The organism is Rhizobium leguminosarum, assembly GCF_001679785.1.
Lineage (GTDB): Bacteria > Pseudomonadota > Alphaproteobacteria > Rhizobiales > Rhizobiaceae > Rhizobium > Rhizobium leguminosarum_R.
Genome location: NZ_CP016287.1, coordinates 1123199 through 1136911 on the forward strand (window position 1 = coordinate 1123199; position 13713 = coordinate 1136911).

A 13713-nucleotide genomic window follows, 5' to 3' on the forward strand; every position below is an offset into this window, starting at 1 on the left:
CATTGCACATAGTCTGACAGATCAGGAAACCGGCGATGCCTCGCAGCTGGAGCCGTTGCTGGATCAGATCGACGATGAGATCGACCAGTTCACTGCCGATGGAGCCTATGATGGCTATCCAACCTACGACGCAGTTCTCCGTCACAGCGCAGGCGCAAGGGTCGTCATTCCACCGCGCTCGAACGCGGTTGAACGGCCCAACGTCCAAGCATCCTGCCAGAGAGACGACCACATATCATCCATGCAGGCAGATGGCCGGCTGAAATGGCAGACGTCCACCGGCTATGGCAAACGGGCGCTGATCGAAACAGCGATGGGCAGATACAAGGGCATCATCGGGCCGCGTTTGCACGCTCGTTCATTCCGGTCGCAGCAGACAGAGGCTGCGATCGGGGTCACCATACTGAACCGAATGCTCGCCTGCGGACGCCCGAAATCCGTTCGTTGCGAGGCACCGACGGCAGCAACGAAATAAGTACGCATCAAAGACCGAATGATGACCCGTCGCTGAGCGGTGCACCAACGCCGTCCGATGGGAGGAGAGGATCATGAAGCGCTTTCCGTACACGACCCGATCGCCAACCTCTTTAACGTTCCCCGCCACGATATGGCCTGCTGCCGGTTTCATGGACACGAGGTTAAGGTGTTCCTCCTGAAACCGGAGAGCATGAATGCAAAGACGAATATTCAGCCGCGAGTACAAGCTTGAGGCGGTGAAGCTGGTCAGGGAGCGTGGGGTTGCCGTTGCGCAGGCTGCCCGTGATCTTGATGTCCACGAGAATGTGTTGCGCAAATGGGTTCGGGAATACGGCGACGATCCCAGCCAATCCTTTCCTGGAAAAGGGCAAATGAAGCCGGAGCAGCTTGAGATCGAGCGGCTCCGTCGTGAAGTCGCAAAGCTGAAGGCAGAGCGCGATATCCTAAAAAAGGCCGCAGCCTACTTTGCCAGGGACGCGATATGAAGTTCGCGTTCGTTGCAAAGCACCGCTCGATCTGGCCGGTGGCATGGCTCTGTGAAGCGCTGGGAGTTTCTCGTTCAGGTTTCCACGCCTGGTTCAATCGTTCTCCGAGCGAACATGCACGCCATGACGAGGTCCTGCTGGAAAGGATCAAGCAGAGTTTCCAGTCCAGCGACCGCACCTATGGTGCCCGACGGGTCTGGCACGATGTGCTGGAGGAAGGGTTATCCTGTGGCCTCCATCGTATTGAGCGGCTGATGCGCTTGAATGCGCTCAGGGCAAGACCGAGGCGGCGTGGCTTGCCAAAGGATGCCGGTGACCGTGCCGTCATCATGCCTAACGTGCTGGACCGCCAGTTCGTGGCAGACCGTCCGAACCAGAAATGGGTGGCTGACTTCACCTATATCTGGACCGCGGAAGGCTGGCTGTATGTCGCAGCCGTCATCGACCTGTTCTCACGCCGTGTCGTCGGCTGGTCGATGAATGCCAACATGACAGCCCAACTCGTCACAGATGCGCTGATCATGGCGATATGGCGTCGAGGAAAACCAGATGCTCTGCTGCATCACTCCGACCAGGGCAGCCAATATACCAGCGAGCAGTTCCAGCGCCTCATGGGAGATCACGGCATCACCTGCTCGATGAGCCGCTCTGGAAATGTCTGGGACAACGCTGCAATGGAGAGCTTCTTCTCCTCACTGAAAACGGAGAGAACGGCACGGAAGGTTTATCGCACGAGGAATGACGCCAGAGCCGATGTGTTCGATTACATCGAGCGCTTCTACAACCCGAAGCGTCGCCACTCGACACTGGGCTATCTCAGCCCCAATGACTTTGAAACAAAGGTGGGATTAGCTTAACCTCGTGTCCGATAAACCGGCAGCAGGCCAATATTCCATCCACCACCATCGACAATTGCGAGCAACTGCCATGCAAGCATGGCGCCAAATCGCGCGCCTTCACGCCGAATGAACCAAAGCCTCACTCCCAGATCTTGTCTTCGCAGCGTTAAGTTTACGGTGCCTCCATGAACGCTCCATCCAGCCTCCACGGGACCTGAACCTACTCAGTACATACAGACGCCAATGATGACTTGTGCCGACGAGACCACGGACACACGACAAAACCATCGAGGTTGATTGAAATGCATTCGCTCCGTCTAGCCGCTGCGGTGTTGCCGCTGCTTTTGTCATCTTGCATGCTCGGGCCCGACCATGCACCGCCGGAAACGCCTTTACCGGCGAAGTTCTCCGAGGGTGCAAAACAGAGCGCCGGCGATGTTGCGGTGTCGGCGTGGTGGAATTCCTTTTCAGATCGTACGATCAACCAGTACGTTGCCTCCGGCCTGGATGAGAACCTCAGTGTTCAGCAGGCGCTCGAAAGGATTAATGCCGCCGCCGCGGACGTCACCATCGCTGGCGCCGGGGGCCTTCCCAACCTCGATTTTGGGACATCACACAAGACAAGCGGCGAGATCGGCAAAGCGCGAGATGTCACGAGCACCCAGAATATCTCCAGCGGGCAACTATCGTTGACCTCGCTGCTGGACGTATTCGGCCAGTACCAGCGCAGCACCGAAAGCGCACTGGCTTCTCTTGATTCTGCGCATGCGGTTGTCGACGTCGCAAAGCTGGCTCTAATTAAAGATCTGGTTTCCTCCTACATCGACGCCCGGTACTACCAGCAGCGCGTCTCGATTTCCCGAGCGAACCTGAAGTCGCGCCAGGAGACCTACGATCTCACGAATTTTCAACTCGAAGCGGGAGCGGCTTCCCGGCTGGATGTCTTGCAGGCCGAAGGACTTGTCCAATCGACGATTGCCGAAATACCAAGTCTGGAACTGAATTTCCGCGTGTCGGCTCATCGCATTGCGACCCTCCTCGCCTTGCCATCGGAAACGGTGGTCAAGCAACTGCAGAAAAGCGAAGGGCAGCCGGTCTATCGCGGAGAGATCAATGCCGGCATTCCCGCCGATCTTATTCGCAATCGACCCGATATTCGCCAGGCTGAGCGGGATCTCGCCGCCGCGACTGCAAAGATCGGCGTGGCGGAAGCACAGCTTTATCCCGCGATAACGCTCTCCGGCTCGATCACCCCTTGCTATATCAATCAGCGTGGCCGTCACGGGGGTATCTCGAAATGGTCCTTCGGGCCGAGCCTTGACCTACCGATTCTGGACGGCGGCCGTTTGCGGGCAAACGTCGAGACTTCTAAATCGGACGCCGCAGCGGCCTACATAAGCTGGAAATCAACCGTCCTGACAGCTGTGCAGGAAGTCGAGGACGCTTTGACAGCCGTCCCACGCGACGTTCGCACAGTAAACTCACGTCGCAGGCAAGTAGAAACGATCGAAGAAACACTGAAGCTTTCGACGGCCTCGTACAAGGATGGCGCCTCGTCTCTCCTCGATGTTCTCGACGCGCAAAGGCAGGTGTCCAGCGCTCAGGCGAGCCTCGCCGCGGCGATCCAACAACTGGCCAAGGATCACGTGAGGTTGAATGTAGCAATCGGCGGTGGATTTGCGGCTCCCAAAGTCGCGTCGCCCAAGGTGGAGGCCTCGACGGTTGTCGCCGCAGATGCAAACGTCCAGTCCGCGCATACGCAATAGCCGAGCGCTGCGTTGAAGAGCATCTCGACCTCTGCCTCGCTGCCGGCATCAACCACGAAGGCATCTGTCAATCAGCATCCAAAATTGGGTCAGACGCACTTTCGATGACGTTTGATCATGATGGTCCGACAAGGCGGGCTTGAAGGAGATCGATTTTCGCCCGGCCGTACATCTGCCGCTTCACCATTTTCAGTTTGTTGATCTGGCCTTCAACCTGACCGCTTGACCATGGCTGTTTGATAGCATTGCGAATGGCATCGATGTCTTTGGAAACGCCGTTCCCAAAGGAGGCAATCAGGCTTGATTTGGCATCGCTGATCCAAGGGCTCAAGTCAGATATACTTCTCTTGCGGATCATCGTCTGGAACCGGTCAAGCAACGTTCGGCATTGTAAACTCAACGGATGAAAGGCAAGCGAAAGACGCCATCCGCAGATATCTCTCATGCTCGGGCAATTTTCGCCCACAGGCTCATCGCCGCCGTGCGCAGTTCGCGATGGTGGCTGCGCGGCGACAATCAAGGTGAGACACGTATTGCCTCAGGCGTGTTGATCCCGGTGCGGTCGCAATGGCGGCAAGCATACTTGAACCGCACATTCTGCAGGACTTTTGCCTTGACCTCGATATGGAGCTGCTCGGTAACGGCCTCGCCCATGCGATGCATTTGGCCATGGCAGCAAGGACAAGCCTTCTGATCGTCGGGAAGGTCATATTCTACACGCTCGCGCGGCAGGTCTTCCGGCAGAGGTCTGCGGCCGCGCTTCTTTCCCGTTGTACCTTCGACCGCCGGCAGGCCTGTGTCCGGAAGATCAACGACCCCGCCTTCGTCATTGTCGTCCTCGTCCGCGGACTCTTCGGCTTCGTTGAAGATGCGATCAATGTGCTTTTCGCTGCGTGGGGCAAAGCGATGAAGCCGTGCAAGTGCCAGCTCTTCTTCCAGCTTGACGACCCGTCGCGAGAGCGCTTCCTTCTCGGCTTTAAGCGCAGCGATTTCAGCAGCATTTGCCGCCAACTGCGCCATCAGTTCTGCAACGTTCGGTTCGCCGGTTCGGGTCATCCCAGTTTTGAATCTGAGCCGCGTCGCCGCGTCAACCGATCAATTCACCAACTTCAGCCAGCGATCTGATACTGCCGCACGGGATGGCGCACTATCGCATCAATATCGATCCCGTCGAGCGACGGCCTACAGAAATATCCCTGCTTGTGAGTCTGACGAATCATCACCGGACAAGATCGAGGTGCTGGATCCGAGCCATCCGTTATTTGGACGCTCCTTTAATGTAATCCGTGAGGTGGGACGTAGAGGCGGCAACTTCGCGCCGTCGTATGAGGTTGAACATCGTGGTGGATCGACCTTGCTGATACCCGTGTCAGCGACACAGGGATATGTCGAAGCCACGAATCAGATTAAACTTAGCGTTGAGGCAGTTCGGGATCTTATCGCGGTGGCGGAAACTCTCGAAGGTCATGATGATCGAACCGAAGAACCTGTGGGCGACGTTATCACCCGCGTTGCGGCGTCAGATTCTCGACGACGTCGCCGCAGTTCTGGCGGAGGTATGTCATGAAGTCCGAACTGGTCAAGCCCACCCATCTGGCACGCAGAGCGGTTGTTTACGTCCGTCAGTCGACACCGCATCAAGTCATAAGCAATCAAGAGAGCCTACGGCTACAGTACGCGCTCCGCGAGCGCGCTCGTGAACTTGGCTGGCATGAAGCCGATATTGACGTTATCGATGCCGATCTCGGCATCAGTGGGGCCTCTACGACCGGCAGGAACGGCTTTAAGGAACTCGTCGGACGGGTTGGTCTGAGTGAGATCGGTTTGATCCTGTCGATCGACGTGACCCGACTTGCTCGCAACTGTTCGGATTGGTATCCGCTGCTTGATATCTGCGGCCTGCGCGGCTGCCTCATTGCCGATCGCGATGGCGTCTATGATCCCGGCAGCGCCAATGGTCGTTTGCTTCTCGGTCTGAAGGGAACCATCTCAGAGCTTGAGCTGCATACAATCCGGAGCCGTTTGACCGCAGGTCTGCTTGCCAAGGCTGAGCGCGGCGAGCTTGCCCTCATGCTGCCGGTTGGTTTGGTGCGCGATGCGAGCGGGGTGGTCGTAAAAGATCCTGATCTAGGTGTTCAGGAACGGCTGGAGCTTGTGTTCCGGACATTCCTGAAGTTCCGGACCGTCGCCAAGGTCATGCGCGTCCTAAATGATCGGGACCTTCCCCTGCCGCGCCGCGACCGGTTTGGCGAACTACGCTGGGCGCGAGCAACGGTCTCGGCGGTGGCCCGGATCTTGAAGAATCCCGCCTACGCCGGTGCCTTCGTTTATGGACGGACCCGCTTTCGCGCCGCCGGGCGTGACGGCGGTTCAGAGGCGAAAACACCCAAGGATATTAAAGACTGGCGGATCATCGTGAAGGATCGCTACCCCCACTACATCGACTGGTCAACCTATGAGAAGATCCGCGATATTGTGCGAGACAACAGAGCCGAATACATGCGTGCCAAAACCAGGGGAGCTCCCCGTGATGGCGAATTGCTGTTGCACGGCATCGCCTGGTGCGGGCGATGTGGCTACAAGATGTACGTCCGCTATAAAGGTGGCGGAGAGTATGCTTGCAACCACCTGCATTCCCACTCTGGCCTGCCGGACTGCCAGCGTGTCCGTGCGGCTCAGATCGATGCAGCTGTGGCGGACGCTTTCCTGGCCGCGTTGGCGCCTGGGGAGCTTGACGCGCTAGCGCGGGCTCGGCAGGCACAACAGCAGGTCAACAAGGCCTTGCGCGCTGGCGCTGAACGGGAGCTTGAGCGCAAGCGCTACGCCGCGGCGCTGGCAGAACGCCAGTTCAATCGCGTTGACCCTGATAATCGTCTGGTCGCCTCCGAACTCGAGCGTCGATGGGAAGCAGCGTTGAGCGAACTTCGCGCTGCTGAAGATGCCGTTGCCCAACGAGCATCGACTGAACCCGCCAAGCGCAGTGGGTTTAGCAAAGACCTCAACAACAAGGTCGTTGCGTTATTCGATAGCCTTCCCCAAATCTGGGCCAACGATGCGACGACCGACGCTCATCGCAAGGCACTATTGCGGTGCCTTGTCGAAAAAGTCGTACTTGACCGCGGTGAGCGCGACGTTGCTTTGGCGAGGATCGTGTGGCGTGGCGGCGCCGTGACTGATCTCCACGTCAAAATGAAAGTCAATTCCGTCGCCAAGCTCACGCGCGGTGAAGAACTGCGCGCGCGTCTGCTGGAGCTCGCTCTGACGGGCGTGCCCGACGATCAAATCGCTGAAATACTGACGCGCGAAGGACACCATTCACCCAATTGCGAAGACAAGGTTTTGCCGATCACAGTGCAACGCCTCCGCCTTGCAGCGGGCATCAAGGCAAAGGCGCAGCGCAACAGATGGACACACGAACCTACTTTGCTCAGCGCCGTACAACTGGCCGCCAGGCTCGATATTCCTGTCAATTGGATTTACGTCCAAATCAGGCGGAAGCGCCTGCTCATCGACCAGCAGTCAACCGGAGCATATTTGTTCCAAAATTCCCCAGCGATCGTCAACGCGGTTCGCGACCTTCGTAACCGCACCATTAATCACCTCGATCTGAGAATCATTCAGCCTCACCAGGAGGGGCATCAAAATGCGTAGTCGAGAATCCAGTGCAGTTGCTCAGTCGTCAGCAAAACCACCGGCACCTCGCGGCGGGGCCATCTGAACTTGTCCTCAGTCAACCGCTTCAGGACCAACACAAAGCCCGACCGATCGAAGAACAGCAGCTTCATCCGGTCTCGACGGCGATTGCAGAAGGCAAATACCGCAGGAGCAAACGGGTCCAGCGCCATCGTCTCCTGGACCAGAACCGCAAGACTGTTGATGCCAGCCCGGAAGTCGATTGGTTCGCGATGCAGGTAGACCTTGAGATCAGCGCCCAGTCTGAACATGACCCAATGCTCCAATTATCGCCGTCAACGCGTCCAGATCGCCGCATTCCAGCGTCAACCTCACACCGTTCGGCAGTGACGCGCTCACCTTCGCTGGAGAGGACAGCGGCCGGTTCCTCTCTGCTTTCCGCAGCAGCTCTTGACCTGCCACTGAACTTTCATCCAGCGGCGGTTAGAGCCTCGGCGGCTTTGAATACGCCAAATGGCGCGGTGTGAGCAACCGGCGGAAACGCGAAGCTTTCATCTTGCGCAGCGTTGGAGCCGGTTGCGGCGATGGTCCCGGCATAGTCTGCCGGGGTCTGATATCCGAGCGATGAGTGCGGCCGGAAATGGTTATAATCCTCAGCCCATTCAGCGATGGCGCTGCGGGCATGATCGAGGCCGAAGAAGAGGCTCTCGTTGAGCAACTCGTCGCGCATGCGACCGTTGAAACTCTCGACATAGCCGTTCTGCATTGGCTTTCCCGGCGCGATGTAGTGCCACTCGACCTTGTGATCCTTCGACCAGGCAAGAATGGCATTCGAGGTGAATTCGGTGCCGTTGTCGGAGACAATCATGTCAGGCTTGCCGCGTCGTTCGATCAGCCTCGTCAGTTCCCGAGCAACACGGCGACCGGAGATCGACGTGTCGGGGATTGCCGCCAGGCATTCGCGCGTCACGTCATCGACAACGTTTAGCACCCGGAAGCGTCTACCGCAGGCAAACTGGTCATGCACGAAATCCAGCGACCAGCGGGCATTGGCCTTCGCTTCGACCAGGATCGGCGCACGCGTGCCGACAGCACGCCGACGGGCCTTTCGCTTGCGAACGGAAAGCCCTTCCTCGCGATAAAGACGGTATATGCGATTGACCCCGGACGGCTCTCCGTCTCGCCGAAGCAGGATGAATAGCCGCCGGTAGCCGAAACGTCGTCGCTCATTAGCGAGGTCACGCAGCTTCGCTCGCAGATCGACCTCCGGCGGTCGATTGGACCGATAACGGATCGTCTTGCGGTCGGCGGATACGATCTGGCAGGCCCGCCGTTCCGAAAGACCCATGACGGCCTTCAGATGCGTGACGGCTTCACGCTTGGCGGCAGGCCCTACCATTTTTTTGCAAGAAGCTCGCGGAGTGCGGCCGCATCCAGCATCTGCTCGGCCAGCAACTTCTTTAGCCTGGTATTCTCGTCCTCAAGCGCCTTCAGCCGCTTCGCCTCGGAGACTTCCATGCCGCCGTATTTGGCCTTCCAGTTATAAAACGTTGCTTCTGAAATCCCGTGCTTGCGGCAGAGGTCGGCCGCCTTCGCGCCAGCCTCCTGCTTCTTCATTCGTCCGTCCCTTAATAGGCCGGACTCTAATCCATTCTGGAGGAAATTCTCAGTGGCAGGTCACTCTTCACCAAAGTCAAACTTGCTGCTCGCCGCGGTGATCTGAACAGGAATAAACGCCGATGTTGAAGACGGCGGCAACGGAGGGGCCTGGGTGTGTTTCCTTATCCATTTCCAAACGAGGTTCGCGTTGACCCCGTGTTCGCGCGCAAGTTTCGATACCGATGCGCCAGGTTCAAGGCAGGCCGCAATAAGGCGGTCTTTTGATCCCGGATCGAACCGGCGTCGTCCATTCCGACCTACCAGCCGAACGGCAAGTTTTTGACCTTCTTCCATCACTTGGTGTCCACCTCTTTTAGGTGGACACCTCATGCCAAAACTCACTCAATCACAGAAGGTGCGGGGAAATTCGCGCTTACCTTAGGTCAGCAAAAAGCCAACCGCATCTCCAGTCAACGCCAACATGGGACAGCTTCAACCTTAATCTCGCGAGGCAAAATATCGTAGCGACGACGATGGCATAGATAGGACGGCGAATTTCCTGCAAAGGTGAGTAAATTTGCTCATTTACTGCGATAAGCCAGCGCTATAAATGAGTGATACAAGAAGATGATTTAAATAGACCCAAAACACACAACGCATACAATCCTTAAGGCAGACATATGTCTTGAGTGTTGCGGAATTTCCCTCTGAATACTTCGTTCCCCGGCGAGACCAACCTGAGCCCAAGCCGGTAGAGAATGCAATTTGCCGCGCGTTGATAGCCACATTTGAATCTCATCCGGCACGAAGCAGCGTCCTGGTGTCCCAGGGAGCATTTGGGACATGTCGTCCATCGCAAGATATGACGGTGAATATGATCCCGCCGTGGTCGTCAGCGGTGCGATCGGTCCCTATGCTGCCGTTTGTGGAGGGACAGTCGGAAACGGCGCGTCCGGAAACGGCTACGTGACGGGGTTGAAACTCGCTGTGGGAATTACGTCTGCGGCTGGGCTGGATGAGGGCAAATGTAGGATCGTGTCGGGGGACAGATGCCGCGTTGCCGGCACCTATATCGGTCAAACAAATTTTTTGATCGCGACCTCCTACACTGGACTCGATGGCGTTATCTGGGGCCTCGATGTCGTCGCCGAACCCGCCATAAACAATACTGTTCCACAGCCATTATTTTTGCAAAATCAGCCGGACGGCCCGCCAATTCCAGTCCTACCGATTGAACCGTTGCTGCAAGCCAGCCGTCAACTCCTCGGTACGCGTGAATCCCGAGATGGCCATGTGCAGGAACAGCGCTTTCCACCACTTCCAGGATTGCAGCTGGTCGCAGCCTACAAATCCGGGGCGGATTATGGGCCGGGTTGGATCTGGTCGGCATTAGCATTGGCGGTCCTGGTCGACCGGAGCACTGGCTCGAGTCTCTTCAACGAAGATGGGGGCATGTTTGGAGATGCACAAACCAAGGAAACCGACGTGCGGTCTTTCCTGCAGCAAACCTTGCATTGCGTCGGCAACAGCATCGTTGCGTGCGGCCAGAACCACAACGTGCGCTATGGCCGGATCTTCGCCGGGGCAAAGGCACTCTATGTCCCCGAGGGCTATTATGGCTGCGCGATCGCTTGTGGCCCGTACCTGACGTTGGCGCAGCGAGCAGTCCCCCCTGGATGGTCAGCGGCGCGTCTTGCCAAGGCAGACAGGCCGAAATGGGAGACAGCGCTTGGACTTGTTCCGTTGGCTCGCTCGCCGCCGGTTTATCTGCCACCAGGAGAGGTCATTCCTGGGGGAATAAGGATTACGTCGCTGGGGTGCGCGCCAGACGCCTGAGCATTTGCTGCAAAGCATTGTTTTGCGGCTAGCTCTGTCGGTCATGCAAACGGCCCATTCAATTCGCTTTCGCAGTGCAGTGAACCACCAACCTGGTTGTAAGTCATGACAGTCAAAATCCAACGCAAGGCAAAATTCGCAGTGATTTCAACAGCTCAGCTGCGCGCGATCAGCCCTCTTTCCGATGAGGATGTTGTCAGCGCACAGAGCCATGTCTCGAAGGAGATGATCGCAGCGCTCGAAGAAATGGTGAACGCCGCAAAGGCGGGCCGAATCAAGGGCGACGAAGTATTGGCCCTGGGCGCCGTCGCTTGGGCAGGCGCCTCGGTCTAGCGACTGGAATCGGGAAAGAAATCCATCAGGCACATTGCATCGGCAGCGCCGTCTATCCCACAAACGATCTGAAGCACTGTGAAAGAGTGGGCAGGTTCGGCGTCAGGCAGGAAAATGTGTCTGATTTTACTCTACGAGTGTGCGATGAAACGTTCCGAACTTCTTTTGCCACCTACGACGAAGCAGGATTCCCGTATTTGGCTGAACCAGCCTCAGGGTACGAACGACGATGCCGCGTTGCATGCTTTAGTCAGCCAATTGGGACTACATCAAAATTTGTCACCGAAAGTGCTTGTTTGTCGTAGCCCGGATGGGGATCTTTCCACTTATGCCGAAGCCATTCCTTTTCTGGAGGGTCTCTCCAAGGACCCAGCCATCGGTGTGTTTTCCGGCCAGTTGGGTCACCTGATCGATGCGATGCGCAAGGCGCGCGTTGAAGAAGCACGTCTCGATTCTGCTTCAGGTTTGGAAGGTGCAATAGAAAAAAATGGTGATGCGCTTGCGGCATTGCGGCGCATCAGCCGCGAAAGCATGGTCAGCAGCAATCTCATCGATCAGGCTGCGCGCTGCTTTCTCGCAGCACTTCGCACGGCACGTTACACACATGTGGTGATATCGAGCGCTGAAACCATTGATCGACCAAGCTTGAAGCTGCTTGCAAGAGCCTGCCTGCTCACCCCCGAAGATAGCGAACTGGCCTGGGTCTGGTTGGTGTCCCCATCAGATTGCCGGAAAATTCACGCTGGTTCGGAATTCGGGATGCTGCCCGTCTGCGCCCGTGAGACCTTCATGGAGGCCATAAAATCCGTCCTGCAGCCTTTGGAACTGGATGCTGTGCGGCGACGATCAGGATGAGACGCGCATTGCCTCGCCTGAACTGCTCCCTGAGAATGGGTTATTGCCTCATCTAAATTGCTCCCGACGAATCAACCTCGGGAGCTTTGATGAGGAAGGTAAGCATGGCGACACGTGTGGAATTGGTGGCGGCGATCAGTTGTCGCTATGTGTTAGGCGGGCGGGCCGAGAAGGCGAGGATGTTGGACGAGTTCGTGGCGCTCACGGGCTTTCATCGCAAGCATGCGATGCGACTGCTGCGAGGAGAACGCGAACCGGCGAAGGGTGGTCCTCGGCCAGGGCGCCGGGTTTACGGCGATGACGTGCGGGCGGCGCTCGTCGTTGTTTGGGAGGCGTCGGATCGAATTTGCGGCAAGCGACTACACCCCCTGTTGCCAACACTGATCGAAGCGATGGAACGTCATGGACATGGCGATATGAATAGCGAGACGCGCCGGCAACTCTTGACGATGAGCCCAGCGACGATTGATCGAGTCCTCAAGGAGATTAAAGCGAGCGCCACGGGTCCGCGGCGCCGGAAAGGATCAACGGCGATTCGGCGTAGTGTTCCCGTTCGAACGTTCTCGGATTGGGATGACCCCGCACCCGGCTTTGTCGAGGCTGATCTCGTTTCTCATTCCGGCCCGTACGCGAGAGGTGCCTTCTCGCAAACGCTGGTGTTGACCGATATAGCCACGGGCTGGACGGAATGCGCGCCGCTGCTGGTTCGCGAGCAAACGGTACTGATCACTGCGTTGACCGAACTGCGCAAGTTGCTGCCGTTCCCGCTGCTGGGCTTCGACACCGACAACGACAGTGTGTTCATGAACGAGAGCGTTCATGAGTATTGCTTGCGAGATAATATCGAACTCACCCGTTGCCGCCCCTACCGAAAGAACGACCAGGCATTTGTCGAGCAGAAGAATGGCGCGATCGTGCGCAAGATCGTTGGATACCGACGCTTCGAGGGGCTGCGAGCCACCCGGGAGCTGGCCAAGCTTTATTCCTCAATGCGGTTGTTCGTGAATTTCTTTCAGCCATCATTCAAGCTGAAAGAAAAGCACCGTGACGGAGCCAAGGTGATCAAGCGCTATCATCGTCCCGCCACGCCTTATCAGCGGCTGCTTGACGACGCACGCACGCCGGAGGATACATGCCTTCGGCTCAAGGCGATGTACCTGACGCTCGATCCGGTTCGGCTGCTCCGCGACATACGGCTGGCACAAGAGAGATTGGTCGAAATTGCTGACAAGCCTGATGGTCCGCCTGCCACCGACGGCGAGGCATTACCGCTCGAAGACTTTCTGTCTGGCTTACGGATTGCTTGGCGTGGTGGTGAAGTGAAACCGACTGCCCGCTCCAAGCCAGCGGCCAAGCGAGAGCGGCGGAGGCCCGATCCTCTACTCGCCGTCACTGCCGAACTCGAGGATTGGTTCGAGGCGGAGCCTTGGCGAACTTCGCGAGAGTTGCTTGAACGCTTGCAGGTCAAATACCCCGGCGTGTATCCCGACGGCCTCATTCGGACCGTGCAGCGTCGAATGAAGATCTGGCGCAGTACACAGGCCAATGCGCTGGTGTTCGGGCCATTCGCCGATGCCGCGCGGCAGACGCAAAACGTAGAGGTCGTGCAGTGAGGCTCTTACCGCCAGGTTGGCCTTCGACAACCCGCGGAAAACATGATGAACGCCCGCGAAGCCGCCCGCTCGCTACAGCGCTATTGAGGGCGCGCTCGCGAGCGGCTTCGCTACCTCCGTCACCTTGCACCAGGTGCGGGGACAAGATCGTAACAACCCGTGAGGCATTCGAGAACATCCGAGTGAGGCAACGGCATTATTCTCCGGGAACACTCTTGGGTGAGGCAATACGGCGTCTCATCCTGATCGTCGCGCTATAGGATGCTCCGCAAGGTCC

At 57.6% G+C, this 13713-nt stretch carries 9 protein-coding genes and 5 pseudogenes; 8 read left to right on the top strand and 6 right to left on the bottom strand.

Features of this window, described 5'->3' with window-relative positions; genetic code table 11:
• Position 1: 1 nt before the first annotated feature.
• The 3 genes and pseudogenes from BA011_RS29730 to BA011_RS29745 all read left to right on the top strand — a co-directional run.
• Positions 2-475 (top strand): annotated as a pseudogene (locus BA011_RS29730) (transposase); the annotation flags it as partial.
• Between the two features lie 196 nt (positions 476-671).
• Positions 672-1819 (top strand): IS3 family transposase gene (locus BA011_RS29740; protein ID WP_130718853.1). Its coding sequence is split into 2 segments (ribosomal slippage): positions 672-921 and positions 921-1819, totalling 1149 coding nucleotides; the frame shifts between segments, so codons are not numbered across the junction.
• A 284-nt stretch (positions 1820-2103) separates the two neighbouring features.
• Complete coding sequence (locus tag BA011_RS29745) at positions 2104-3567, top strand: efflux transporter outer membrane subunit (RefSeq protein ID WP_065283439.1); 1464 nt, start codon at positions 2104-2106, stop codon at positions 3565-3567.
• Positions 3568-3682: 115 nt separating this feature from the next.
• Here BA011_RS29745 and BA011_RS29750 read toward each other — a convergent pair.
• Together BA011_RS29750 and BA011_RS29755 are read right to left on the bottom strand one after the other, a co-directional pair.
• Positions 3683-3970 (bottom strand): annotated as a pseudogene (locus tag BA011_RS29750) (transposase); the annotation flags it as partial.
• 116 nt (positions 3971-4086) lie between these two features.
• A pseudogene (locus BA011_RS29755) lies at positions 4087-4623 on the bottom strand (IS66 family transposase zinc-finger binding domain-containing protein); the annotation flags it as partial.
• Between the two features lie 507 nt (positions 4624-5130).
• Between BA011_RS29755 and BA011_RS29760 the strand changes: the two are divergent.
• Entirely contained in the window at positions 5131-7218 is a 2088-nt protein-coding gene (locus BA011_RS29760) for a recombinase family protein (protein ID WP_065283441.1), read from the top strand.
• Here BA011_RS29760 and tnpB read toward each other — a convergent pair.
• The 4 genes and pseudogenes from tnpB to tnpA all read right to left on the bottom strand — a co-directional run.
• Complete coding sequence (gene tnpB, locus BA011_RS29765) at positions 7206-7511, bottom strand: IS66 family insertion sequence element accessory protein TnpB (protein ID WP_065283442.1); 306 nt, start codon at positions 7509-7511, stop codon at positions 7206-7208. The genes BA011_RS29760 and tnpB overlap by 13 nt on opposite strands.
• Positions 7492-7632, bottom strand: a pseudogene (locus tag BA011_RS45380) (IS66 family insertion sequence element accessory protein TnpB); the annotation flags it as partial. The pseudogene BA011_RS45380 and the gene tnpB, both read right to left, overlap by 20 nt.
• A 37-nt stretch (positions 7633-7669) precedes the next feature.
• Positions 7670-8817 (bottom strand): IS3 family transposase gene (locus tag BA011_RS29770; protein ID WP_151343623.1). Its coding sequence is split into 2 segments (ribosomal slippage): positions 7670-8607 and positions 8607-8817, totalling 1149 coding nucleotides; the frame shifts between segments, so codons are not numbered across the junction.
• Positions 8818-8901: 84 nt separating this feature from the next.
• A pseudogene (gene tnpA, locus BA011_RS42610) lies at positions 8902-9156 on the bottom strand (IS66-like element accessory protein TnpA); the annotation flags it as partial.
• 486 nt (positions 9157-9642) lie between these two features.
• On the opposite strand from tnpA, the gene BA011_RS29780 reads away from it, so the two are divergent.
• From BA011_RS29780 to BA011_RS29795, 4 genes are all read left to right on the top strand, one after another.
• Positions 9643-10635: a histidine decarboxylase, pyruvoyl type gene (locus BA011_RS29780; protein ID WP_065283445.1), complete on the top strand. Its 993-nt coding sequence runs from the start codon at positions 9643-9645 to the stop codon at positions 10633-10635.
• Between the two features lie 105 nt (positions 10636-10740).
• Positions 10741-10968 carry a hypothetical protein gene (locus tag BA011_RS29785; protein ID WP_065283446.1) on the top strand — a complete coding sequence of 76 codons (228 nt, stop codon included), beginning with the start codon at positions 10741-10743 and terminating at the stop codon, positions 10966-10968.
• Between the two features lie 144 nt (positions 10969-11112).
• Positions 11113-11823: a hypothetical protein gene (locus BA011_RS29790; protein WP_151343624.1), complete on the top strand. Its 711-nt coding sequence runs from the start codon at positions 11113-11115 to the stop codon at positions 11821-11823.
• Between the two features lie 89 nt (positions 11824-11912).
• Positions 11913-13436: an ISNCY family transposase gene (locus BA011_RS29795; RefSeq protein ID WP_065279116.1), complete on the top strand. Its 1524-nt coding sequence runs from the start codon at positions 11913-11915 to the stop codon at positions 13434-13436.
• Positions 13437-13713: the final 277 nt, after the last annotated feature.